Annotated in this window: 21 protein-coding genes; 3 read left to right on the top strand and 18 right to left on the bottom strand. The window is 72.9% G+C overall.

Annotated elements, in window-relative coordinates:
- Positions 1-30: 30 nt before the first annotated feature.
- From ACIQMX_RS25305 to ACIQMX_RS25315, 3 genes are all read right to left on the bottom strand, one after another.
- On the bottom strand, positions 31-1,614 hold the full coding sequence (locus tag ACIQMX_RS25305; protein ID WP_402481330.1) for a FadD3 family acyl-CoA ligase: 1,584 nt from the start codon (positions 1,612-1,614) through the stop codon (positions 31-33).
- 52 nt (positions 1,615-1,666) lie between these two features.
- Positions 1,667-2,461: an SDR family NAD(P)-dependent oxidoreductase gene (locus ACIQMX_RS25310; protein ID WP_363070671.1), complete on the bottom strand. Its 795-nt coding sequence runs from the start codon at positions 2,459-2,461 to the stop codon at positions 1,667-1,669.
- A 135-nt stretch (positions 2,462-2,596) separates the two neighbouring features.
- Entirely contained in the window at positions 2,597-4,162 is a 1,566-nt protein-coding gene (locus ACIQMX_RS25315; RefSeq protein ID WP_363070669.1) for an FAD-dependent oxidoreductase, read from the bottom strand.
- 175 nt (positions 4,163-4,337) lie between these two features.
- On the opposite strand from ACIQMX_RS25315, the gene ACIQMX_RS25320 reads away from it, so the two are divergent.
- The gene (locus ACIQMX_RS25320; RefSeq protein WP_402481334.1) at positions 4,338-4,949 is read left to right on the top strand and encodes a TetR family transcriptional regulator; all 612 of its coding nucleotides are present in this window, start codon (positions 4,338-4,340) and stop codon (positions 4,947-4,949) included.
- Positions 4,950-5,016: 67 nt separating this feature from the next.
- Here ACIQMX_RS25320 and ACIQMX_RS25325 read toward each other — a convergent pair whose 3' ends face one another.
- From ACIQMX_RS25325 to ACIQMX_RS25395, 15 genes are all read right to left on the bottom strand, one after another.
- Positions 5,017-5,958, bottom strand: a complete 942-nt coding sequence (locus tag ACIQMX_RS25325) for a 3-oxoacyl-ACP reductase (protein ID WP_363070665.1) — start codon at positions 5,956-5,958, stop codon at positions 5,017-5,019.
- 98 nt (positions 5,959-6,056) lie between these two features.
- Positions 6,057-6,872 carry a 2-keto-4-pentenoate hydratase gene (locus ACIQMX_RS25330; protein ID WP_402481337.1) on the bottom strand — a complete coding sequence of 272 codons (816 nt, stop codon included), beginning with the start codon at positions 6,870-6,872 and terminating at the stop codon, positions 6,057-6,059.
- A complete protein-coding gene (locus tag ACIQMX_RS25335; protein ID WP_402481339.1) occupies positions 6,865-7,722 on the bottom strand; it encodes a MaoC/PaaZ C-terminal domain-containing protein in 858 nt (285 codons plus the stop codon). Before ACIQMX_RS25335 ends, ACIQMX_RS25330 begins: the two co-directional genes overlap by 8 nt.
- Positions 7,719-8,900, bottom strand: coding sequence for a lipid-transfer protein (locus tag ACIQMX_RS25340; RefSeq protein WP_402481342.1), 1,182 nt, complete (start codon positions 8,898-8,900; stop codon positions 7,719-7,721). Before ACIQMX_RS25340 ends, ACIQMX_RS25335 begins: the two co-directional genes overlap by 4 nt.
- Positions 8,897-9,343 carry a MaoC family dehydratase gene (locus ACIQMX_RS25345; protein WP_363070657.1) on the bottom strand — a complete coding sequence of 149 codons (447 nt, stop codon included), beginning with the start codon at positions 9,341-9,343 and terminating at the stop codon, positions 8,897-8,899. The genes ACIQMX_RS25340 and ACIQMX_RS25345 overlap by 4 nt, the downstream gene beginning before the upstream one ends.
- A complete protein-coding gene (locus ACIQMX_RS25350) occupies positions 9,340-10,458 on the bottom strand; it encodes an acyl-CoA dehydrogenase family protein (protein WP_363070655.1) in 1,119 nt (372 codons plus the stop codon). The genes ACIQMX_RS25345 and ACIQMX_RS25350 overlap by 4 nt, the downstream gene beginning before the upstream one ends.
- The gene (locus tag ACIQMX_RS25355) at positions 10,458-11,426 is read right to left on the bottom strand and encodes a MaoC family dehydratase N-terminal domain-containing protein (RefSeq protein WP_363070653.1); all 969 of its coding nucleotides are present in this window, start codon (positions 11,424-11,426) and stop codon (positions 10,458-10,460) included. The genes ACIQMX_RS25350 and ACIQMX_RS25355 overlap by 1 nt, the downstream gene beginning before the upstream one ends.
- A complete protein-coding gene (locus tag ACIQMX_RS25360) occupies positions 11,423-12,589 on the bottom strand; it encodes an acyl-CoA dehydrogenase family protein (protein WP_363070651.1) in 1,167 nt (388 codons plus the stop codon). Before ACIQMX_RS25360 ends, ACIQMX_RS25355 begins: the two co-directional genes overlap by 4 nt.
- Before the next feature lie 43 nt (positions 12,590-12,632).
- A complete protein-coding gene (locus ACIQMX_RS25365) occupies positions 12,633-14,288 on the bottom strand; it encodes an AMP-binding protein (RefSeq protein ID WP_402481347.1) in 1,656 nt (551 codons plus the stop codon).
- Positions 14,289-14,484: 196 nt separating this feature from the next.
- Entirely contained in the window at positions 14,485-15,249 is a 765-nt protein-coding gene (locus ACIQMX_RS25370; RefSeq protein WP_402481350.1) for an SDR family NAD(P)-dependent oxidoreductase, read from the bottom strand.
- Positions 15,250-15,259: 10 nt separating this feature from the next.
- The gene (locus tag ACIQMX_RS25375; RefSeq protein ID WP_402481353.1) at positions 15,260-15,916 is read right to left on the bottom strand and encodes a PaaI family thioesterase; all 657 of its coding nucleotides are present in this window, start codon (positions 15,914-15,916) and stop codon (positions 15,260-15,262) included.
- On the bottom strand, positions 15,913-16,803 hold the full coding sequence (locus ACIQMX_RS25380) for a MaoC/PaaZ C-terminal domain-containing protein (protein ID WP_363070643.1): 891 nt from the start codon (positions 16,801-16,803) through the stop codon (positions 15,913-15,915). Before ACIQMX_RS25380 ends, ACIQMX_RS25375 begins: the two co-directional genes overlap by 4 nt.
- A 2-nt stretch (positions 16,804-16,805) precedes the next feature.
- Entirely contained in the window at positions 16,806-18,992 is a 2,187-nt protein-coding gene (locus ACIQMX_RS25385) for an acyl-CoA dehydrogenase (RefSeq protein ID WP_402481355.1), read from the bottom strand.
- A gap of 10 nt (positions 18,993-19,002) precedes the next feature.
- A complete protein-coding gene (locus ACIQMX_RS25390) occupies positions 19,003-20,163 on the bottom strand; it encodes a steroid 3-ketoacyl-CoA thiolase (RefSeq protein ID WP_402481358.1) in 1,161 nt (386 codons plus the stop codon).
- Between the two features lie 137 nt (positions 20,164-20,300).
- Positions 20,301-21,047, bottom strand: a complete 747-nt coding sequence (locus tag ACIQMX_RS25395; RefSeq protein WP_402481361.1) for an SDR family NAD(P)-dependent oxidoreductase — start codon at positions 21,045-21,047, stop codon at positions 20,301-20,303.
- A gap of 215 nt (positions 21,048-21,262) precedes the next feature.
- Here ACIQMX_RS25395 and ACIQMX_RS25400 point away from each other — a divergent pair, with 215 nt between their 5' ends.
- Positions 21,263-22,426, top strand: a complete 1,164-nt coding sequence (locus ACIQMX_RS25400) for a Rieske 2Fe-2S domain-containing protein (protein ID WP_402481364.1) — start codon at positions 21,263-21,265, stop codon at positions 22,424-22,426.
- Entirely contained in the window at positions 22,426-22,710 is a 285-nt protein-coding gene (locus ACIQMX_RS25405; RefSeq protein WP_363070633.1) for a ferredoxin, read from the top strand. The genes ACIQMX_RS25400 and ACIQMX_RS25405 overlap by 1 nt, the downstream gene beginning before the upstream one ends.
- Positions 22,711-22,725: the final 15 nt, after the last annotated feature.

Consider the following 22,725-nt stretch of genomic DNA (forward strand, 5'->3'; position numbering starts at 1 on the left):
CATACCTTGTCGCCCGGTGAGGCGTGTCGGTCAGACCGTCCGCAGGACGGTCTTGTCCACCTTTCCGGTGGCATTGCGGGGAAGGGCCCCGAGGATGACGACCTCGCGGGGGACCTTGAAGTTGGCGAGCCGCTCGCGGCAGTGGCCGACGAGCTCGTCCGGCGCCGTTCCGGTGCCCGGCCGGACCGTCACGTACGCGCGGCCGACCTCACCGAGCCGGGCGTCGGGGACGCCGATCACGGCGGCCTCGGCGACGGCGTCGTGGCCGGCGAGCACCTGCTCGACCTCGGCCGGATAGACGTTGAACCCGCCGACCACGAACATCTCCTTGGACCGTCCGGTGACCACCAGATTGCCGCGGGGGTCGAGGTGGCCGATGTCGCCGGTGTCCAGCCAGCCGTCGGCGTCGATCGCCGCCGCGGTGGCCTCGGGATCGTCGAGGTATCCGTGCATCACGTGGTAGCCGCGGACCAGGATCCGGCCGTCCTGCCCGGCCGGCAGCGGGCCCCGGCCGCCGTCGGCGACGAGGACCTCGGTGCCGTCGATGGGGCGGCCGGCGGTCAGCGCCACGGTCTCGGCGTCGTCGTCCGCCGAGCACACGGTGACGGTGCCGCAGGTCTCGGTCAGTCCGTACGCGGTGAGGACCTCGGGGAACAGTTCGGCGCGCATCCGCCGCACGAGAGCGACCGGGACGACGGCCGCACCGGTCACCGCCAGCCGCAGCGACGACAGGTCGAAACGGTCCCGGCCGGGCGCGTCCAGCAGTTCCGTGTAGATCGTGGGCGGGCCGGGCAGTACGGTGATCCGCTCGGACTCGACCGTGCGCAGCGCCCGGTCCACGTCGAACACCGGCTGCAGCACCATCGTGGCGCCGCGCAGCAGGCACGCGAGTACGCCGGCCTTGTAGCCGAAGCAGTGGAACATCGGGTTGATGACGAGGTAGCGGTCGTCGCCGGTGACTCCGGTCCGGCCGCTCCAGGCCCAGTAGGTGGCGAGGTTCTGCCGGTGCGTGGTCAGGGCGCCCTTGGGGCGGCCCGTCGTACCCGAGGTGAAGAGCAGGTCGCAGGGGTCGTCGGGGTGGACGGCGGCGGTACGGGCCGTGGCCTCGGCGTCCGGGACGTGTGCGCCGCGCGCCAGGAACTCCTCCCAGGGCAGGGTGCCGGGCGGGGTGGCGGCGTCGAGGGTCACCACGTGTTCCAGCGCGGCCGGACGGGGCTCCGCGGCGCCCTCCTCCCCGGTGGCCAGCATGGACACGTAGTCCTTGCCGAGGAAGCCGTTCTCGACGAACAGCAGGCGTGCACCGCTGCGTTGCAGGAGCAGACGCGCCTCGGCACCCTTGTAGCGGGTGTTGACGGGGACCAGCACCGCGCCCGCCGATGTGGTGGCGAGTGCGGCGGTGATCCAGTGGTGGCTGTTGGGCGCCCACAGGGCGATCCGGTCGCCGGGCCGGATGCCGAGCGCGACGAGCGATTTCACGGCCGCGCGTACCGCCGCGTGCAGTTGGGCCCAGGTCAGCCGCACGTCACCGTCCACGACCGCTTCCCTGCCGGGGTGGAGCCGCGCGGCGAGGTCGAGGGCGCCGGGAAGGGTGGAAGGGTGCTCGGTTTCGCTCATCTGCTCTCCGGGAGGGGACGGACGGCCAGCGCGGACAGGAAGTGATTGGTCGTCAGGAGGACGGCGGCAGCATCTTCTTGGATGCTTCATGTGCGGCGAGGGCGAGATCGGCCCGGGGGAACCCGCTGCGCTTCTCCGCGGCCGCCGCATTGCCGCCGGCGACCAGAACGGGGCCGTCGGCGAGGTGTTCCAGCCCTTCACGGGCGACGTCGTCCGGTTCCGCGACCCGAAGACCGGGCAGGTCCATGCGCAGTCCGGCGCGCTCCATGGCGGGGGTCCGGGTCACTCCGAGGACGAGCTCGAGGACGTGCACACCGTGCGGCCGGAGTTCCAGCCAGAGGCCCTCGGCGAAGACCCGGCTGAAGGCCTTGGCCGCCGAGTAGATGCTGATCTGCGCCTGGCCGAGGTATCCGGAGAGCGAGCCGACCAGCATGATGCCGCCCCGCCCGCGCTCCTTCATCAGGGCACCGAAGTGGTGGGTGAGGGCCAGTTGCGCGGTGATGTTGAGGTCGAGGACACCCTGGACGCGGGCCAGGTCGCCGGTGACGAACTCGTGGCCGTAGCTGTTGGCTCCCGCGTTGAAGATCAGCAGACCGACCTCGAGGCCGTCGGTGACCGTACGGATCGCGGCCAGGGCTCCGGGGTCGAGCAGGTCCAGTTCGAGCGTGCGGACCTCGACGCCCTTGGCGCGCTGCTTCTCGGCGGTCTCGTTCAGGGGGCCCGGCTTGCGGGCGATGAGCACCAGGTTGATCCCGGCGTCGGCGAGCCGGCCGGCGAACGAGGCGCCGACTCCTTCGGAGCCGCCGGCGACGACCGCCCAGGGCCCGTACACGTTCTTGTCGGTCATGGAGTACCTCTCTTGTTCCCGCCCTCGGCGCGGTGCCTCGACCGTCCTGGCCGCCGCGGTGCCGCGACCGTAGAGCGCTCCCCGGTGGGCGCGCCCCGGGCATCCCACTGGCCGGGATGCCCGGGTCCGGGCCGGTCAGACGGCGTCGGCGGGCTGCCCTGCCATGTGCCGGACGGCCAGGGAGGCGAAGACCATGGCGGTGCCGATGGGGACGCCGGGCCCCGGATAGACGCCACCGGTGAACGAGGCGCTGGTGTTCCCGGCGGCGTACAGGCCGGCCAGCGGACGGCCGTCGGCGTCCAGGACGCGGGCGTCCACGTCCGTGCGCAGACCGCCCTTGGTGCCGAGGTCGGCCAGGACCACCCGGGCCGCGTAGTACGGCGGCCGGTCGAGCGGGACCAGGCACGGGTTGGGTCCGGGGGCGTTCCTCCGGTCGGCGAAGAACAGGTCGTACGGGTCCTCGCCGCGGTGGTGGTCCTCGTCGGTCCCCGCGGCCGCGAAGCCGTTGAAGCGGCCGACGGTGTCCGTCAGGGTGCCGGCCGGCACGCCGATGAGCGCGGCGAGTTCCGGCAGCGAATCCGCCCGGACCCAGGTGCCGGCCGCCAGGTGGTCCGCCGGGTCGGCGGGAGGCACCGTGATGGCGGGCAGCGAGCCGCCCTCGCGGGAATCGAAGATCAGGTGGACGGGCGCGTCCGAACTCCCGTGAGCGGCGATGGCGCGGCCCATCCGGTCGTACGGCAGCGACTCGTTGGCGAACCGCCGCCCCGAGCCGTCCACCATCAGGCCGCCGCGCAGGCCGAGCGTGAACGCGGCGGAGCCGTCCGGGAGTTCGGTGCCCGGGCACCACCACGCCTCGTCCATGAGTCCGGTGGCGGCGCCGGCCGCGACGGCCGCGCCGAGCAGCTCGCCGGTGTTGGTGCCGCGGGGCGCCATGCTCCAAGCCGCCCCGCCGGGCACTCCGTGCGCGGTGCGCAGGACGTCATCGCCCTCGAAGCCGCCGGCGGCCAGCAGCACGCCGCGGCGGGCCCGTATCCGGACCGTGCCGTGCGAAGTGCGGGCCTCGACGCCGCTGACCCGGCCGTCCTCGGTGACAAGAGCGGTGACGTGGTGCCCGGTGCGGACGAGCGCGTTGCCGGTGCGGGAGACCGCGAGCAGGAGGCGGCCGATCAGGGCGCGGCCGGCGGTCAGCGGTGCGCCGGCGGGGTGGCCCTGTCCCGCACGGTCCCGGTCGACCGCCGGACGTACCAGGGGCAGGAGCGCGCCGAGCAGCTCCGGGTCCAGGTCCAGCGGGACGAAGGAGCGCCCGGCGTCCATCCGGCCAGGGGCTGCCACGTAGTCGGGGAAGGCGCGCCACTCGAACTCGATCGCGGGGTCGCGTTCGAGCCGGCTCACGAGTTCGGGGGCGTGGCGCAGGAAGGCGGTCCTGCGGGGCGCTTCGGCGTCGCCGGTGAGGGCGCGCAGGTAGGTGCCGGCCGCTTCGGTGGAGTCGCCGAGCCCGGCGCGTTCCTGCACCTGGGTTCCAGGCAGCCAGCAGGCGGCCCCGGAGTAGGCGGAGGTGCCGCCGAGCAGCGCCGTCCGTTCCAGTACGACCGTGTCGAGGCCGTCGCCCGCGGCCACCAGGGCCCCGGTCATGGCTCCCGCCCCGGATCCGACCACGATCACGTCGTGGGTGGCGTCCCAGTCCTGCCGGCCGTCCTGCATGGGATGACCCCTCCTGCCGCTCGGTGGTGTGCCTCCTCAGCAGACCCCTCCGGGGCCGGGGTCCGCGGGTCCCGTCCCGCTGAGCGGTACGGCGGGCGAGCGCACCTGACGCGTGGCCGGGCCCGGCGTATTGTCGGTGCAGCTGTAGACACCACCGAGCTCCGGGAGAGAGTGCGTGCCCAGAATCGCCGAGGCCAGGGCCGGGGCCGAGCCCAGTTCGCCCCGGCAGCGCGCGCGCCGTCAGAGCATCCTGAAGGTGGCGGCGGACATCGCCGCCACGACGGGGCTCGAACGGGTGCAGATGCAGGAGGTCGCCAAGTCCGCCGGCGTCGCCATCGCCACCCTGTACCGGTACTTCCCGTCGAAGACCCATCTGTTCACCGCGCTGATGGCCGACCAGATCGAGGGCTTCGCCGCGAGGGTGCCCAAGCGCCCGGCGGGCACCTCGCCCGAGGACGCCGTCTTCGAGACGCTGGGCAGCGCGACGCGCAATCTGCTGCGCAGGCCGGCCCTCGCCACGGCGATGATCCAGTCGGCGAACGCGGCCCGCGCCTCGACGGTCCCCGATCTGGCGCGCATCGACTCGGGGTTCATCGATCTGCTGGTGCGGGCCTGGGGTGTGGAGGAGCCCACGGACCACCACATCACCCGTCTGCGGCTGCTGATCCTGCTCTGGTACGGGGTGTTGCAGTCCCGGCTCAACGAGCGGCTGACCCCGCAGGAGGCCGACGCCGATCTGCGGATGGCCTGCCACCTCCTGCTCGCTCCGGAGACGGACGCCGGCTGAACCCGGTGCGCGGCCGAACCGGCGGGCGCGCCCGCCGGTTCAGTGGGTCCGCCGTCTCCTCGTCGCCTCAGCGGGCCTGCTGCGTGCCCGTCGTGTCGAGTCCGGCGACGCTGTAGGCGGCGTAGGTCCGGTGCGGGTCGCGGCCACGGAAGTACCCGGTCAGCTGCGCGTCGAGTTCGGCCGGTGTGAAGGTGCCGTCCGCGGCGGTGAACTTCTGCTCCACGGTGGGCGGCGCGAGCAGCGCGACCATGTCGCCGTAGACGACGAAGACCTGCCCGTTGATCTCGTCGGCGGCCGGTGAGGCCAGGTGCCCGACGAGGGTGGCCACGCGCTCGGGGGCCATGATGTCGAGTCCTCCCGGTGCGGTCGAGCCCTCGCCGAAGGCCTCGGCCGTCATCGCGGTGCGGGCCCGGGGACAGATCGCGTTGGCGCGTACGCCGTAGCGGGCCAGGCCCTGCGAGGTGGCGAGGGTCAGCGCGGTGATGCCGGCCTTGGCGGCGGAGTAGTTCGGCTGGCCGGGGGACCCGAACAGGAAGGCCTCGGACGAGGTGTTGATCACGCGGCCGTAGACCGGGGCACCGGAGGCCTTGCTCGCCGCGCGCCAGTGGACGGCCGCGGCGCGGGAGACCGCGGCGTGCCCCTTGAGGTGGATCCGCAGAACGTCGTCCCAGTCGGACTCGGTGAGGTTGAACAGCATCTTGTCGCGGAGGACGCCCGCGTTGTTGACGACGATGTCGAGGCTGCCGAAGCTCTCCACGGCGGCCTCGACCAGCCGGTCGCCCATGGACCAGTCGCCGACGTCACCGGTCACCGCCACGGCCCCCGCGCCGAGCGCCTTGATCTCCGCGGCCACGTCGTCGGCCGCCGGCCCGATGTCGTTCACCACGACATCGGCGCCGAGCGCCGCGAGTGCCAGTGCCTCGGCGCGGCCGAGCCCCGCTCCTGCACCGGTGACGACGGCGGTGCGCCCCTGAAGGGTCTTCGCCGAGGGGGTGTGCGTCGCGCTCATGCTGCCTCATTCCGTGTTCCGTCGATCCGCTGGATACGCGGGCGCACCCCGGAGAACCGTCTCCGGGGTGCGCCACACACACGAAACTAGTATTGATTTCAGTTCTCGGCCGGGTCGTGTCCCGTTGAGTGGACGAAGCCGGCCGAGACGGACCCGAGCCCGGCGAATTCGGCCCGGTAGGACTCCCCCGGCCGCACGTCGACGGCCTTGGTGCAGGAGCCCGGAAGGATCACATGGCCGGCCTCCAGGCGCACCCCGAACGACGCGACCTTGCGGGCCAGCCAGGCGACGGCCTCGGTGGGGTCGCCGAGCACGGCGCTGGTGTTGCCCCGGGCGATCTCCGTCCCGTCCCGGTACAGGACCGCCTCGATGTCGGCCGGGTCCAGCTCGGCCGGACGCCTGCGGGCAGAGCCCAGGATCACGCCGGCGGACGAGGCGTTGTCGGCGACGGTGTCGGCGAGGCCGATCCGCCAGTCCTTGATCCGGCTGTCGATGAGTTCGAGGCTCGGGACGATGTACTCGGTGGCCGCGAGGACGTCCTCGGTGGTGCAGCCCTCCCCCGGCAGGCTCCGGCCGAGCACATAGCCGATCTCGACCTCGATCCGTGGGTAGCAGTAGCGGTCCGCCTCGACGGGCGTCTCCTCGGGCAGCACCATGTCGGAGAGCAGATGGCCGTAGTCCGGCTCGTCGACGCCCATCATCTGCTGCATGACCTTGGAGGACAGGCCGACCTTGTGCCCCCGGACGGTGCGGCCGCCGGCCAGTTGCCGGCGGATGTTGATCAGCTGGATCTCGTAGGCGTCGCTCGCGTCGATGCCCGGCCAGGTGGTGGTGAGCGGCTCCACCGGGCTGCGGTCGCACTGGGCGGCCCACAGCACCGCGGCGGCCTCGGCGCGCTGCGCGGGATCAAGCATCGGGGTTCTCCGTCCGGTCGGGGGTGGTGGCGCGGAATCGGGCCCGGCCGCCGGTGAGCACCGCACGGCCGTCGTCGGCCGTCGCCTCGAAGCGCACGCCACGGCGGCCCGGGGCACCGTCGCCCGGGTCCTCGGCCCAGCCGGCCAGGCCGAGCCGGTCGCCGGGAAAGGCCGGTGCGGCGAACCGGGCCTCCAGTTCGGTCAGCTCGGCCGGATGGACCCCGAGTGCGCCGGCCAGCGGCAGCAGGCTCGCGGCGAGCGTGCACAGGCCGTGCAGGAACGGCCGGTCCATCCCGGCCGCCTTCGCCGCCCCGGGGTCGATGTGCATGGCGTGACGGTCGCCGAGCAGCCGGTAGAGGGCCGCCTGCCGGGCGTGCGTGGCGACGGTGAGGGCGTGTTCGGCCGGGCGGTCCGGGCGGCGCGGGGCGGACGGGCCGCGGTCGCCGCCGAAGCCTCCGCGGCCCGGAGCGAAGATCGACCAGGTTGCCGTGAACCGTTCGCAGGACACCTCGACGTCGAACACGGCGGCCGCGCCCTTGTCCCGGACTGCGGAGACCCGGGCCGTCGTGGTCAGCTCGCCGGAGGGCCCCAACGGACCGTGCACGCACAGGTGTTGGCTGCCGTGCACGGCCGTGGTGACATCGAAGGCGCCCAGCGCACCGAGCGCGTCGGGCGCCCACTGGGCCAGGGTCAGCGCGAAGGTCGGCAGCACCCGCAGCCGCTCCTCGTACACGAGGTCGAGCCGGTCGGCGGGGGCGCCGACCGCGAGCGCGTACAGGATCGCGTCCCGCTCGGTCCAGGAGACGGTACGGGTGCCGAGCGCACGGCCCTGCCACGGGGACGCGGTCATCGGTCAACTCCCAGGATCAGGCCGCTGGTGGGCACCCCGGTTCCGGCGGTGACCATGACGTGTTCGGCCCTGTCCGGCTGGTTCACCGAGGTGCCACGGACCAGCCTGACCCCCTCGGCGATGCCGTTCATGCCGTGCAGATACGCCTCGCCGAGCTGCCCGCCGTGCGTGTTGAAGGGCAGCCGGCCGCCGAGCTCCAGATGGCCGTCGGCGATGAAGTCCTTCGCCTCGCCGGGCTTGCAGAAGCCCAGTTCCTCCAGTTGGGGAAGGACCAGCGGAGTGAAGTGGTCGTAGAGCACGGCCGCGTCGATGTCGTCGGGCCCGAGGCCGCTCTGCGCGTACAACTGTCGTCCGACCAGACCCATTTCGGGGATTCCGGTGATCGTCGGCCGGTAGTAGCTGGTCATCATGTGCTGGTCGGCGCCGAGGCCCTGGGCGGCGGAGCGGATCATCGCGGGCGGGTGCGGGAGGTCGCGGGCGCGGTCGGCGGAGACGATCACGAGGGCCTGGCCGCCGTCGGTCTCCTGGCAGCAGTCCAGCAGCCGCAGCGGTTCGGCGATCCAGCGGGAGTCCCGGTGGTCCTGGAGGGTGATGGGGCGGCCGTGGAACCAGGCGGCCGGGTTGTTCGCGGCGTGCTTGCGGTCGACCACGGCGACCCGGCCGAAATCGTCCGTGGTGGCACCGTACTCATGCAGATAGCGGCGGGCGAACATGGCCACCCACTGGGCCGGGGTGCTCAGCCCGAAAGGGGTCATCCAGGCGTAGGCCGCCCGGTCCGCGGTGGTGTCCATGGGGCGGGCCGCCTGGCCGAGCCCGTAGCGCTCGCCGGAGCGCTCGTTGAACGCCCGGTAGCAGACCACCACATCGGCGATCCCGGTGGCCACGGCCATGGCCGCCTGCTGCACGGTGGCGCAGCCGGCTCCGCCGCCGTACCCGATGCGGGAGAAGAACGTCAGATCGCCCATGCCGGTGTTGCGGGCCACGTGGTTCTCGGCGTTGGTCTCCGCGGTGAAGGTGACGAGCCCGTCCACGTCGGACGGTCGCAGACCCGCGTCCGCGACAGCGGCGAGCACCGCCTCGCAGGCGAGCTGGAGTTCGCTGCGGCCGGAGTTCTTGGAGAACTCGGTGGCGCCGATGCCTGCCACGGCCGCGGCACCCGACAGCGGTACGGCGCTCATCGGTCCTCCTCCGGAAGCTGCACCGAGACGCTCCCGGTGACATGGGCACCCAGGCTGTTGGCGCCCGTGACCGCGATCTCGACGCGGCGGCCGGCGTCCGACTTCGCGGTCACCGTTCCGGTGAGCACCATCGTGTCGCCGGGGTGGTTGGGGGCACCGAGCCTGATCCGGATGGCCTTGACGACACAGGCGGGGCCGGCCCAGCCGGTGACGTACCGGTCGACGAGCCCGTTGCTGGTCAGGATGTTCATGAAGATGTCCTTGGAGCCGCGTGCCCGCGCCAGTTCGGGGTCGTGGTGCACATCCTGGTAGTCGCGGCCGGCGAGGGCCGTGGCGACGATCAGGGTGCGGGTGACCGGGACCGGCAGCTCGGGGAGTACGTCGCCGACGGCCACCGAGGTGTAGGTACGGGAGGGCGGGAGGCTGCCCGGGGCCGCGGTCATGAGCTCACCGCCGCGCCGGTGAGCAGGGCTCCGAGGCGTTCGAGGTCGGCGCCCGCGCCGCCCAGGGTGGTGGAGATCTGCTTGCCCCACAGGAAGTGCCGGTGCACCGGGTAGTCGGTGTCGACGCCGATGCCGCCGTGCACGTGCTGGACGCGGTGCACGGTGTTCAGTCCGCCTTCGGTGGCCCACCACTTGGCGACCGTGGCGGCCCGGTCGGCGCTCGGCGCGTCGAAGGGCTCCGCGGTCGAGTCGACGGCCTGCCAGAGCGTGACCCGCATCGCCTCGATGTCGATGTAGCAGTCGGCGAGCTGGTGCTGGACGGCCTGGAACGTGGCGAGCGGACGGCCGAACTGTTCGCGCTCGCGCAGATGCCCGGCCGCGTGGGCCAGCGCACCGTCGGCGACGCCGGTCTGGACGGCGGCCAGAGCGATGAAGGCGTTGCGCACGAGGTGGGCGACGGCCCCGCCGCCCGGTGTGCCGACGGCCTCGGCGGGGGCGTCGCGCAGGGTCAGGTGGGCGCTCATGTCGTGGCTCGTGGTCTGCGCGTACTCCCAGCTCACGCCCGTCGCGTCCGAGGCGACGAGGAAGAGGCCGGGCCCGCTCCCCGTCGCCGCCGTCACCAGGACGTGCCCCGCCCCGGCGGGAGCGGGCACCACGGCCTTGACCCCGCTGACCCGCCACCCCGGTCCGTCGGCGACCGCGGCCGCGCGGGGCGCCAGGGGTTCGGCGGGGCCGAACTCCTCCAGGGCGACGGTCAGCCGGTCCGTACCGTCCATGAGGCCGGGCAGGAGCCGTGTCCGCTGCGCGACCGTTCCGTACGCCGCCACGGCGAGCGCGCCGGTCAGCGCGGGCCAGAGCGGCACCGGGGCGACGTGGCGGCCCTGTTCCTCCAGGAGGACGCAGAGCCCGGCCATGCCGAGTCCCGCCCCGTCGTCCGGTTCGGGCAGGACGGCCGCGAGCAGCCCGGCCCTGGCGAGGTCCGCCCACAGTTCCTCGTCCACGCGGCCGGCCGAGGTCTCGACCTCACGCAGCCGCTCGGGGGTGACGCGGTCGGTGAGGATCTCGCGGGCCAGGTCGCGGACCGCTTCGAGCTCTTCTCCCAGGGAGAAATCCATCAGGGCGCCTCCGTCGGGGCGGGCCGGAACACCGGCAGGGTCAGTTCGGGGTCGGCGTCGAGCCAGTCGAGGACCACGGGCATACCGATCGTGACGTCGCCGGGGGCGACACCGGTCAGGTTGGTGATGAGCCTGGTGCCTTCGGCGAGTTCGACGAGGGCGACGAGGTAGGGGGAGTCGAAGGCGGGGTGCCGTGGGTGGTGGTTCACGACGAAGCTGTGGACCCGGCCGTGGCCGGCGGCCTCGACGGTGTCCCACTCCAGCGACCCGCACTCGGGGCAGCACGGCCCCGGCGGGTGGCGCAGCACGGCGCAGGTGGCGCAGCGCTGCACGAGCAGCCGGTGCGCTCGCGCTCCCTCGAAGAAGAAGGCGTTGTCACGGTTGACGGCGGGGCGCGGGCGCAGGGCCGGCGCGGCTTCGGGCGCGGGCGCGGGCCGGAACCTCAGGGTGCGCCACCGCTGGGTGGCGACCGTCTCGCCCCGCTGGTCGGTGTACGTCTTGAGCGTGGTGACGAACCGTCCGGTGCCCAGGCCCGTCCGCTTCTCCGCCGAGACCGACTCGACACGCTCGCGGACGGCGATGTGGTCCCCCGGGACCAGCTCCCGCAGGAAGGTGAACTCCGAGTCGGTCGCGACCACGGAGGTGTAGCCGCCCTCGTCGAGCGTGGCGACGAGCTCGTCGAAGCCGCATGCGGCGCCCTCCGGCGGGCCGGCGGTCGCCGCGTATCCGCGCATCGTCCACGCCTGGACCATCGACGCGGGTGCCACCACTGCCTCGCGGCCGGTGGCGCGGGCCGCTTCGGCGTCGGTGTACACCGGGTTGGTGTCCCCCATCGCCTCGGCCCAGTGCCGGATCATCGGCTGGTTGACGGGGTCCTGTCCCGGGGTGGTGGCCCGCAGTTCGCGCCCGGCGAACGACTGGAGGCGCTCCTCGTACCCCGGCCCGGTCTGCCCGGCGGTCCCGGTCATGCGCCACGCCCCTTGCGCGGCAGCCCGAGTCCCTGGGTCGCGACCATGTCGCGCAGGATCTCGTTGACGCCGCCGCCGAAGGTGTTCACGATGCCCTGGCGGGAGAGCTGTTCGACCTGTCCGGCGAGGACCGCGCCCGGCGACTCGGGCCGGATGCGGCCGGCGGCGCCGAGGATCTGGGTGAGCCCGCGCTGGACGGCGATGTGGGTCTCGGTTCCGTAGGCCTTGGCGGCTCCCGCGTCCGCTCCGGTCAGGGCGTCGTGGGCGACGGCGGACGTCATCTTCCAGTTCATCAGCCGCATCGCCTCCAGCCGGGCGTACGTGCGCGCGAACTCCTGCCGTACCCAGGGGATGTCGGCCGTGCCGTTGTCCCGGGCCCAGTCCAGGACCCGTTCCCACAGCTGGATCATGCGGCCGCCGAGGGCGGCGAGTCCGATGCGTTCGTGGTTCAGCTGGGCGGTGATCAGCCGCCAGCCGCCGTCCGCCTCGCCGACCACGTCGGCGGCCGGGACGCGCACCCCGCTGTAGTACGTCGCGGTGACGACCATGCCGCCGACGGTCCGGATGGGGCTCCAGGAGAAGCCGTCGTCGGCGGTGGGCACGATCAGGATGGAGATGCCCTTGTGCTTGGGGGCGTCCGGGTCGGTACGGGCGGCGAGCCAGACGTAGTCGGCGGTGTTGGCGCCACTGGTGAAGATCTTGCTGCCGTCGACGACGTAGGTGTCGCCGTCCCGGACCGCGCGGGTGGTCAGCGAGGCCAGGTCGGTGCCCGCGCCGGGCTCCGTGTAGCCGATCGCGAAGACGATGTCGCCGGAGAGGATGCCCGGCAGGAACCGCTTGCGGTGCTCCTCGGAGCCGTACGCCATCAGCGTCGGACCGACGGTGTTGACGGTGACGAACGGGAAGGGCAGACCGGCCCGTTGGACCTCGTCGAAGAAGACGTACTGGTCCTCCACCGAGCGTCCCTGGCCGCCGTACTCGGTGGGCCAGCCGATGCCGAGCCAGCCATCGGAACCGAGCCTTTTGACGACCTCCCGGAAGCGGTCGCCGCCCACGCCCTCCTCACCGACGCGGCGGCGTTCGTCCTCGGGCATCAGACCCGCGAAGTACGCTCGCAGTTCCCGCCGCAGCTCCTGGTGCGCGGCGCTCTCGCGCAGTTGCATGTGTGGTTCTCCTCGCTCGCTACCGCTAGTTTTTGACGATGCGTCAGGGAAGGAAACGCGCACGCCCGTTGGCCTCGAACTCGGCGCGCAGCGCGGCCTTCTCCGCGACGGTCATCGGCGCGTACGCGGGCCGGCCCCGGCCTGCCCAGCGGTAGACCGGGTCGTCGGTGCGCCAGCCGTCGAGCTGCATCTCCTTCTTGCGCAGCTTGTTGGACCCGGTGGTCGGCAGCGCGTGGGAGACGCGGACGAAGCGCGGGGCCCCCTTGGTGCCCAGGTCTTCCTGGAGCTCCAGGAAGGCCGGCAGGTCCAGGTCGTCGAAGCGGGCGCCCCCGGCGATCTCGACGGCGGCCATGACCTGGTCGCCGGAGCGGGGGTCGGGTACGCCGAACACTCCGGCGGCCACGACACCGGGGTGCCTGCGCAGGATGCGTTCGGTGAGCAGGGCCGAGATGTTCTCGCCGTCGACGCGGATCCAGTCGCCGGAGCGGCCCGCGAAGTAGAAGTAGCCGGCCTCGTCCACGTATCCGAGGTCGCCGGTCCAGTACCAGCCGTGCCGGACGCGTTCGGCGTTCGCGGCCTCGTTGTTGTAGTAGCCCTCGAACCGGGCGGCGCCCTCGGTGTCGACGATCTCGCCGATGGCCTCCTCCGGGTTCCGCACCCTGCCGTAGGCGTCGAGCACGGCGGGCGGGCAGGTGGTCCGGTCCGTGGGGTGCACGATGCGGACGCCGTCCCGGGCGGGCATGCCGAGCGCGCCCGTGGGCGCGTCGGGGACCCGCCTGAGCATGCCGGCGCCCTCGCTGGAGCCGTAGCCCTCGACGAGACGGCAGCCGAAGCGCTCCAGGAAGCGGGCCGCGTCCTCCGGCGAGGCCTCGGTGCCGAAGGCGTGGGTGAGCCGGTTGTCGGCGTCGCCCGGGGTCTCGGGGCGGGCCAGGATGTAGCCGATCGCCTTGCCGACGTAGGTGAAGAAGGTGGCGCCGAAGTGGGTCACGTCGGGGAGGAACCCGGAGGCGGAGAACTTGCGGGTGAGCGCGATCGTGGCGCCGGCGGACAGGGCGGGGGCCCACAGCGCCATCAGTGCGTTGCCGTGGAACAGCGGCATCGGGCAGTAGCAGACGTCCTCGCGGGTGACGTCGTACTTGGCGCTGTTGGCGGCGCCGAGCGCGGCGAGCCGGCCCTGCGAGCAGAGCGCCGCCTTGGACGTGCCGGTCGTGCCGGAGGTCAGGAGCAGCAGCATCCGTGTGGTGGCGGTGACCTCGGGGTCCGGGGCGGGCCGGCGGGGTTGGGTGGCGAGGCGGTCCGCGTACTGCGGTGCGTCGACGACGAGGAAGCGGTCCCGGCCGACGCCGATGTCCAGTCCGTCGAGCAGGGCGGCGCCCGCCCGGTCGGTGACGATCACCTGGCAGTCGGTGTGCCGTACCTCCCGCTCCAGTTCGGCGCCGCGCCGGGTGGGGTTGATGCCCACGACGGCCGCGCCCGCGAGGGCCGCGGCGCCCAGCCAGAAGACGTACTCGGGTTCGTTGTCCAGGAGTACGCCGATGTGGAACGGCCCGTCGGTCCGCAGTCTCCTGGCCCAGGCGGCGCGGGCCGCGCTCTCCTCGACGACCTGTCCCCAGGTCCAGGACCGTTCACGGGTCAGCAGGCCCGGGTGGTCGTCCCCGGCCCTGGCGAGCAGCAGGTCGGCAATCGTCTCGTGTGGCAACGTCGGTCCCTCTCACCCGGTGGCCGGGTCTGCCGGTGTGGTTACGGGGGCGGGGCGCGCGGCGTCTCCCGTGCTGGTGGCGGCGCGTCCCGTGGTGGCCGCGGCGCGTCCCGTGGTGATCGTGGCGCCCGGCGTGGCGACGCTAGCCCCGGGCGGGACGGCCCGGGCCGGGCCGTCCCGCTGACCGGGAGGGGCCTCAGCCGAAGTTGGCCTGGCCCCCGTCGAGGGGCACGGTGGCGCCCGTCAGATAGCGGGCGTCCGGGCCGCACAGCATCGCCACGGCCCGGCCGATGTCCTGCTCGCAGTCGCCGACGTACCCGAGCGGGATGGACGCGCAGAACTCCGCGGCCTCCTCGGGGTGGGCGGCCTGCCAGCCCGCGTAGGCGGGTGACACGGCGTGCGGAGCGATCGCGTTGACCCGGATGCCGTCGCGGCCCCACTCGTTGGCGGCGGTCCTGGTCAGGGAACGCAGGGCCGACTTGGCCGCCGCGTAGGCCCCGTACGTGCTCAGGTCCCAGCGGACCATGGCGGAGGTGACGAGGTTGATGACGCTTCCGCCGCCGTCGCGCTTCAGGTACGGATGGGCGGCCTTCATGAAGGCGAAGGCCGCGAACGGGGCGCTGACGAAGCCTCGGCGGAACTCCTCGTCGCTGAGCGACAGGAGCGGTCCGTAGCAGCCGGAGTAGGCGTTGTTGACCAGGATGCCGAGGGAGCCGAAGCGCTCCGCGACGTCCTCCACCACGGCCGGGATCCGGTCCGTCTCGCGTACGTCGAGGACGAACGGCTCGGCCTTCACGCCCCGTTCGCGCAGCAGTTCACAGGTTGCCTCCAGTTTCGCCGCGGTCCGCCCGAGGACGGCCACCGAAGCTCCTTCGGCGGCGAGAGCCAGGGCGATGCCCTGACCGACGCCCTGCCCGGCGCCGGTGATCAGCGCGACCTTGCCTTCCAGGTTTCCCGTCACTCGGTGCTCCTCAACTCGGCCGGGGAAGCTGCTTGTTGATGAACAGACCTTCCGCGGTGACGCAGGTGCGGCCGCCGGCCCGGATCTCGCCGACGGTACGGATCCGCGAACCCTCCACCGAGATCTGGCGCCCGATGACCGTCAGCGGCTCGAACAGCGGGGTGGGCCGCAGATAGCGCAGGGTCAGTTCCGCCGTCATCCCGGACGGCCCGCCCCAGTGGTTGGCCACCCCCAGCGTGTGGTCGAGGAGCAGCGCCGAGATCCCGCCGTGCACATGGCCGGGCGGTCCCTGGTAGGGCAGGTCGAGCGTGACGACGCCTTCGACGGAGCCGTCCTCCTTGCCGTGCAGGTGCAGCGGCGGCGCCAGGGCGTTCTCGGGGCCGGTGACGGGGTCGTGCCGGGTGACGCCCTCGCCGCGCCACATCTCGGCGAGGCGGTCGCCCATGGGGGGCGCCTTCGCGCCGAGTCCGTCGGCGACGGCGTCGAGGCGGGCGGCGATCTCGTTCATGTCCGCGCCGGTGCCGTCGCCCGCGCGCAGCAGGGCGGTGACCACCCGGCGGGCCGCGGCGACCGCCACGTCGACGCCGTCCTTGTGCGGTTCGGCGACCAGCCGGGGGCCGGTGACCGGTGCCGTGTCCGCATCGCTCTGGTGCCGGAGGCCGCTCATGCCGTCACCGTCGCCGTGGCGTGGGTGAGCACGGGCGAGCCGTCGCGTTCGGGGCAGCCGGCGTGCAGCACGAGCCGCCGCGTACCGTCGCCTGCCGGTTCCTCACGCCATACGGAGGTGGCGAGGGACTCACCGGGGACGAGGGGGCCGGCGAAGCGCACGGTGAGGGCGGTGAGCCGGGTGACGTCGCCGTCGAGGAGACCGTCGACGAGGGCCTTGCAGAGGAGGCCGTACGAGGCGAGCCCGTGCAGGATCGGCCGGTCGAAGCCGGCTGCCCGCGCGAAGGCCGGGTCGGCGTGGAGCGGGTTGAGGTCGCCGTTGAGCCGGTACAACAAGGCCTGTTGGGGCGTGGTGGTGGAGATGAGCAGGGCGTCGGCCGGACGGTCCGGCGCCGCCGGTTCCTCCGCCGGGCCCGGCTCTCCGCCGAAGCCGCCCTCGCCGCGCGCCCAGATGCGGGTGGTGGAGGTCCACAGCGGTTCGCCGTCCGGGCCCGTGGCGGCGGACTCCAGGACGATGAGGGCGGCCTTGCCCTTGTCCCACAGTTCGGCGACGCGTGAGGTGAGCGTGGCGGTGCCCGAGGCCGGCAGCGGCCGGTGGACCTCCAGGCCCTGGCCCGCGTGGAGCACGGCCCGCAGGTCGATGTCGATGCCGGGCAGGTGAAGGCCCGGCGGGTCCGCCTCACCGGCCGAGATGCCGGAGCCCGCCACCATCGCGAAGGTGGGCAGCACGCCGAGTCCGTTCTCGTACGTGAGGTGCAGCTCGGGCCCGGTGGCCGCGTCTCCGCCGGCGCCCAGGCTCAGGTGGTACAGGAGCACGTCACGGGTGGTCCAGTGGATCTCGCGGACGGAAGGGTCCGCGGTCAGCGCCTTGTCGCGGTCGATGGACATGGTCAGCCTTTCTCGGTGGGCTCGGGGTCACGGGGCAGGCCGAGCATGCGCTCGCCGATGATGTTCAGCTGGATCTCCGTCGTGCCGCCCGCGATGGAAAGGCAGCGGGCGTTGAGGAACTGCCAGGTGGCATCGAGGCGTTCGCCCTCACCGGTGAGCGCGGCGGTGCCCTGCCAGTCCATGCAGGTCTCCCAGACCTGCTGCTGGTGTTCGACGCCGAGCAGTTTGGCGACGGACGCCTCGGCGCCGGGCTGCTGCCCTGACACGGTGCGCAAGGTGGTGCGCAGGGCGAGGACGCCACCGGTCTGGGCGTCGCAGAGATGGCCGCCGAGCGTGCTGAGCCGTTCGTCGTCGAGGCCTTCCGACGCCGCGGCGATCTCCAGCAGCGCCTCGGCGCCGGAGCCGACCGAGTCGTGGGAGAGGGCGACGCGTTCGTTGGCGAGCGTCGTCCTGGCGAGCTTCCAGCCGGCGCCCGGGGCGCCGACGAGCAGTTCGTCGGGGATGAACACGCCGTCGAGGAAGACCTCGTTGAACTCGGCGTCCCCGGTGATCTGCCGCAGCGGCCGGATGTCGATTCCGGGGCTCGTCATGTCGAGGAGGAAGTAGGAGATGCCCTTGTGCTTGGGCACGCCGGCGTCGGTACGGGCGAGCAGGACGCCCCAGTGGGCGTCCCGGGCCATGGACGTCCACACCTTCTGCCCGGTGATCCGCCAGCCGCCGTCCACCTTCTCGGCGCGGGTGGTGAGTCCGGCGAGGTCGGATCCCGCGCCCGGTTCGCTGAACAGCTGGCACCAGCGGATGTCGCCGCGCAGGCTCGGCGCGAGGAAGCGTTCCTGCTGGGCCGGGTCGCCGTGGGCGATGATCGTGGGCACCACCCAGCCGCCGATGATCATGTCGACGGGGGCGAGGCCGGCGGCCCCGAGCTCCTCGGCGATGACGAGCTGGTCCACCGGTCCCGCGCCCTTGCCCCAGGGAGCCGGCAGGTGGGGTGCGGTGTAGCCGTGGTCGGCGAGGTGGGTGAGCCGGTCCTTGCCGTCCAGGGCCGCGGCGCGGCGCAGTTCGGCGCGGATGTGCTCGCGTACGGTTTCGGCCTCGGCCGGCAGCTCCACGCTCAGGGTGCGGCGGGTGCCGTCCAGGGTGAGGCGGGCGACGCGGCGGCGCCAGGCGGCGGCCGGGCCCAGTGTGATCCGGAGGGTCTGGGCGCGGCGCAGTGCGAGGTGTGCGTCGTGCTCCCAGGTGAAGCCGATGCCGCCGAGCACCTGGATGCAGTCCTTGGCGACGGAGAAACCCGCGTCGACACCGACCGCCGCCGCGACCGCGGCAGCCAGCGAGGCCTCCGCCCGGTCCACGACGTCGTGCGCGCGGGCGGCGTCCCAGGCGCAGGCGCGGGCCTGTTCGGCCCGGGCGAGCATGCGTGCGCAGCGGTGCTTGACGCCCTGGAACTGGCCGATGCGCCGGCCGAACTGCTCCCGGACGCCCGCGTACTGTGCGGCGGTGCTCACGCAGCGGTCGGCGAGGCCGGCGGACTCCGCGGCGAACAGCGTCGCGGCGAGGTCCCGCGGGACCCGTGGGTCGAGGTCCAGCAGGTCGACGGCGGGGACCGCCAGCGAGCGTACGGTCACCCGGGCCGAGCGGCGGGTGAGGTCGTGACTGCGGACGTCGGTGGTCTCCACGGCGGCGCGGGGCAGCACCAGCCAGGCGGTCCGGCCCTCGTCCGACGCGGGCAGCACGAACACGTCGGCGAGCTGTCCGCCGATGACGAGCTCCGAGGTCCCGGTGACGGTGACGGTGCCGTCCGCCGCGCGGGTCAGGGCGAGGGTGCCGGGGGCGAGTCCGACCGCGCCGAGCGTGCTGCCGGCGGCGAGCGCGGCGAGGTGAGTGCGGTGTCCGGCGGCGTGCAGAACGGCCGAGGCGAGTGTCGTCGGCAGGAAGGGCCCGGGGGCTGTCGCGCGGCCCAGCTCCTCGGTGACGACGGCGAGTTCGACGAGCCCGTACCCGGCGCCGCCGTCCTCCTCCGGCAGGTGCAGCCCGAGCAGGCCCTGGCCGGCCAGGCCGCTCCAGTGGGCGGGGAGGGTCTCCTTGTCGGCGTCGGCCGCCGCTCGGAGGGTGTCCTCGGTGATGTGCCGGTTCGCGAAGGCGCGTACGGCGTCGCGCAGGTCGAGGTGCTCCTGGGTGAGTCCGATGGTCATGGCGCGCCCCTCAGATGCGTTCGATGACGGTGGCGGTCGCGTGCGCTCCACCGGCGCACATGGTGATCAGCGCGGTGGACTTCCCGGTCCGCTCCAGTTCGTACAGGGCCTGCGTGACGAGCCGGGCTCCGGTGGAGCCGACGGCGTGACCGAGCGCGATGGCGCCGCCGTTGACGTTGACCTTGTCCATGTCCGCCTCGTGGACCCGGGCCCAGGACAGGACGACGGAGGCGAAGGCCTCGTTGATCTCGACGAGGTCGATGTCGGCGAGGCTCATCCCGGCGGTGCGCAGGACCCGTTCGGTCGCGGCGACGGGTCCGTCGAGGTGGTAGTACGGGTCGGAGCCGACCATGGCGGAGGCCACGATCCGGGCGCGGGGGCGCAGTCCTTCGCGGGCGGCGCGCTCCCGGCTCGTCATCAGGACGGCGGCGGCTCCGTCGCTGATCTGGGAGGAGTTGCCTGCGGTGTGGATGCCGTCGGGGAGCACGGGCCGCAGGGCGGCCAGCGCCTCGGCGGTGGTGGCGCGCAGCCCCTGGTCGCGGCTGACCGGCGCGGTCTCGCCGGTGGGCCCATCGGCCCCCATGACGGGGGCCGGGACGTCGATGATCTGCCCGTCGAAGCGGCCCTCGGCCCAGGCGCGGGCGGCCTTCTGCTGAGAGGCGAGGCCGAGGGCGTCCGCGTCGGCCCGGGTGATGCCCCGGTTGCGGGCGATGCGCTCGGCGGCGGTGAACTGGTCGGGCATGTCCAGCGTCCAGCCCTCCGGGGCCGGGGAGCCGTTGTCCGGGGTGAGCGCGGCGCCGAGGAAGACCCGGCTCATGGACTCGACACCGCAGCCGATGCCGATCTCGATGGCGCCGGAGGCGATCAGTCCCGCGACCAGGTGGACGGCCTGCTGGGACGATCCGCAGGCACAGTCGATCGAGGTGCAGGCGGTGGTGTACGGCAGTCCGGCGTGCAGCCAGGCGTTGCGGGTGACGTTGTTGGACTGCTCACCGGCCTGGGTGACACAGCCGCCGATGACCTGGTCCACGGTGTCGGGGGCGATGCCGGCCCGCTCCAGCAGCCCCTTCTGGGCGAACCCGAGGAGCTCCGCCGGATGGAGTCCGGACAGGACACCGCGGCGCCGTCCGACCGGTGTCCGCGCGGCTTCGACGATGACGGCCTCGGTCATGGCTCTCCATAGGGGTGTGAGGGGCCCGTTGGGCCGGGACACTGATGAGTCCGAAAACTAGAATTCATTCTCGAATCAGGCAAGAGCCAGTCCCGCTCAGTGGCCCGGCTGTTCACTTTCCGCGGCCGGCCTCCGCGTCAGATGTGGGATCCGCCGTCGGCCCGCAGCTCCGCCCCGGTGAGGTAGCCCGCGTCCCGCGAGGCGGCGAAGGCGATCACCCCGGCGATCTGCTCGGGCCGTGCCGCTCCGAACGGCGCGCGGATCCGCGCGTAGTACGAGGTGTCGAGGTCCGGCGGCAGCACGTGCGGGCCGGCCAGGGGCGTGGCGACGGTCCCGGGCGAGACGGGCACGACCCGGATACCGCGGTGGGCGACCTCGGCGGCCAGGGACAGCGAGAAGCCGAGGACCGCCCCCTTGGAGGCGGCGTACGCGCTCATGTACGGGTTCCCGTGCGCCGCCGCCGAGGACGCCACGTTGACGATGACACCGGAGCCGTCCGGCAGATGACGCAGCGCCTCCCGGCAGAACAGCGCCGTGCCCACCGTGTTGACCGCGAAGAGCCGCTCCATGTCCGCCACCGTCAGCCGGCCGATGGGCGTCGTCCGGTGGATGCCCGCCACGTTGACCAGGACGTCGATGCCGCCGAGGACCTCGGCCGCGGCCCGTACGCTCTCGACCACCGCGTCCTCCTCGGCGACATCGGCGACCCGGGTCACGATCCGCCCCGGCCCGTCCGCCGCCGCGACGGTGTCCGCCAGGCCCTCGCGTGACAGGTCGACGGCGAACACGACCGCGCCTTCGGACACCAGGCGCAGCGCGGTCGCCCGCCCGATGCCCGATCCCGCTCCGGTGAGCAGGACCTTCACGCCGTCGAATCGGTTCATCACGGGCTCCTTGGCTGTGTCGTGCGGTGCAGAGGTCGGCGGACCGTACGGGCGGCCGCAGGCATCGCGAAGCCCCGGTCCCACCGACCGGGACCGGTCGGCCGCCCGCCCGGGATCACGGTTCCGGTCAGTGGGACTCTCCCGGCCGGGCACCGGCGGGCGGGCCTACCGTCCGGGAACCCGGAAACCATGCGTCCTTAAGGGGATGAGAGAACGTGAGCGCAGTCGAATCAGCACCCGACGACGTCAGGGCCATCGAAGCCGCAGCGGCACCCACGCGCTTCGCCCGTGGCTGGCACTGCCTCGGCCTCTCGGAGAAGTACCGCGACGGAAAGCCGCACTCGGTCCGGGCGTTCGGCCAGAAGCTCGTGGTCTTCCGGAGCGGCGACGGCACGCTCAGTGTGCTGGACGCCTACTGCCGGCACATGGGCGGCGACCTCTCACAGGGCACCGTCAAGGGCGACGAGGTCGCCTGCCCGTTCCACGACTGGCGCTGGGGCGGTGACGGCCGCTGCAAGCAGATCCCGTACTCCAAGCGGGTGCCGCTGCGGGCCCGCACGGCGTCCTGGCCCACGCTGGACCAGGACGGCATGCTCTTCGTCTGGAACGACCCCGAGGGCAATCCCCCGCCCGCCGACGTGGTCATCCCCCGGATCCAGGGCGCGACGAGCGACGAGTGGACCGACTGGCTCTGGTACGAGACCACCATCGACGCCAACTGCCGCGAAGTCGTGGACAACGTGGTGGACATGGCCCACTTCTTCTACGTCCACTACTCCTTCCCCACGTTCTTCAAGAACGTCTTCGAGGGGCACACCGCCACCCAGCACATGCGCGCGACCGGCCGCCCCGACGCCCGCCCCCAGGAGCAGGGCGACAAGCCGAAGACCACCGGCAGCGACTCGCTGGCCTCGTACCACGGTCCGTCCTTCATGATCGACGACCTGACGTACCACTACGACACCGGTGACCAGCAGTCCGTGCTGATCAACTGTCACTATCCGGTCGACGCGAACCGGTTCGTCCTCCAGTACGGCATCATCGTCAAGCGCTCGCCGTCGATGCCCGGCAGCGCGGCCGACGAACTCGCGGCCGGAATGGCCCAGTTCATCAAGCTCGGCTTCGAGCAGGACATCCAGATCTGGCAGAACAAGGCCCGCATCGACAACCCGCTGCTCTGCGAGGAGGACGGCCCTGTCTACCAACTGCGCCGCTGGTACGAGCAGTTCTACGTGGACGCGGCCGACGTGAAGCCGGAGATGACCGACCGGTTCGAGTTCGAGCTGGACACCACGCGGCCCGTGGAGGCGTGGCAGAAGGAGGTCGAGGCCAACCTGGCCCGCAAGGCCGCCGCTGCCGCCGAGGGCCGGCCGGTCTGATGCGGGTCGACAACCGACTCGTCGACGGCACGCCGATGCGGCCCCTGGCATGCGGCCGGTGCGCGGCGCAGGTGCTCGTACGCAAGAGCAGCCTTCAGCAGACGAGCGTGCAGTGGAACAGCGGCGCGAGCGCCCTCTGCGCGGAGCGCGAAGGGGCCGGCCCGGCCTTCGAGGGCTGCGGGTCGCTGCGCGACACGATCCGCGAGGCCACGGTGCGGGGCACGATCGAACTCGCCGACGGGAGCGGCGCCGCACCGGCCGGAACCGGCCGGCAGCTCACCTGACCACCGGTGGCCGGC

The organism is Streptomyces sp. NPDC091416 (genome assembly GCF_044756845.1).
Taxonomy (GTDB): domain Bacteria; phylum Actinomycetota; class Actinomycetes; order Streptomycetales; family Streptomycetaceae; genus Streptomyces.

What these genes read in the sequence shown, in the direction of transcription:
- ACIQMX_RS25315 (WP_363070669.1), bottom strand. Translation starts at nt 4,162, where the DNA reads ATGCAGGACGGCCGGCAGGACTGGGACGCCACCCACGACGTGATCGTG.
- ACIQMX_RS25355 (WP_363070653.1), bottom strand. Translation starts at nt 11,426, where the DNA reads ATGACCGGGACCGCCGGGCAGACCGGGCCGGGGTACGAGGAGCGCCTC.
- ACIQMX_RS25385 (WP_402481355.1), bottom strand. Translation starts at nt 18,992, where the DNA reads ATGACCATCGGACTCACCCAGGAGCACCTCGACCTGCGCGACGCCGTA.
- ACIQMX_RS25395 (WP_402481361.1), bottom strand. Translation starts at nt 21,047, where the DNA reads ATGAACCGATTCGACGGCGTGAAGGTCCTGCTCACCGGAGCGGGATCG.
- ACIQMX_RS25330 (WP_402481337.1), bottom strand. Translation starts at nt 6,872, where the DNA reads ATGCTTGATCCCGCGCAGCGCGCCGAGGCCGCCGCGGTGCTGTGGGCC.
- ACIQMX_RS25360 (WP_363070651.1), bottom strand. Translation starts at nt 12,589, where the DNA reads ATGCAACTGCGCGAGAGCGCCGCGCACCAGGAGCTGCGGCGGGAACTG.
- ACIQMX_RS25310 (WP_363070671.1), bottom strand. Translation starts at nt 2,461, where the DNA reads ATGACCGACAAGAACGTGTACGGGCCCTGGGCGGTCGTCGCCGGCGGC.
- ACIQMX_RS25340 (WP_402481342.1), bottom strand. Translation starts at nt 8,900, where the DNA reads ATGAGCGCCGTACCGCTGTCGGGTGCCGCGGCCGTGGCAGGCATCGGC.
- ACIQMX_RS25405 (WP_363070633.1), top strand. Translation starts at nt 22,426, where the DNA reads ATGCGGGTCGACAACCGACTCGTCGACGGCACGCCGATGCGGCCCCTG.
- ACIQMX_RS25305 (WP_402481330.1), bottom strand. Translation starts at nt 1,614, where the DNA reads ATGAGCGAAACCGAGCACCCTTCCACCCTTCCCGGCGCCCTCGACCTC.
- ACIQMX_RS25345 (WP_363070657.1), bottom strand. Translation starts at nt 9,343, where the DNA reads ATGACCGCGGCCCCGGGCAGCCTCCCGCCCTCCCGTACCTACACCTCG.
- ACIQMX_RS25380 (WP_363070643.1), bottom strand. Translation starts at nt 16,803, where the DNA reads ATGTCCATCGACCGCGACAAGGCGCTGACCGCGGACCCTTCCGTCCGC.
- ACIQMX_RS25350 (WP_363070655.1), bottom strand. Translation starts at nt 10,458, where the DNA reads ATGGATTTCTCCCTGGGAGAAGAGCTCGAAGCGGTCCGCGACCTGGCC.
- ACIQMX_RS25390 (WP_402481358.1), bottom strand. Translation starts at nt 20,163, where the DNA reads ATGACCGAGGCCGTCATCGTCGAAGCCGCGCGGACACCGGTCGGACGG.
- ACIQMX_RS25325 (WP_363070665.1), bottom strand. Translation starts at nt 5,958, where the DNA reads ATGAGCGCGACGCACACCCCCTCGGCGAAGACCCTTCAGGGGCGCACC.
- ACIQMX_RS25375 (WP_402481353.1), bottom strand. Translation starts at nt 15,916, where the DNA reads ATGAGCGGCCTCCGGCACCAGAGCGATGCGGACACGGCACCGGTCACC.
- ACIQMX_RS25335 (WP_402481339.1), bottom strand. Translation starts at nt 7,722, where the DNA reads ATGACCGCGTCCCCGTGGCAGGGCCGTGCGCTCGGCACCCGTACCGTC.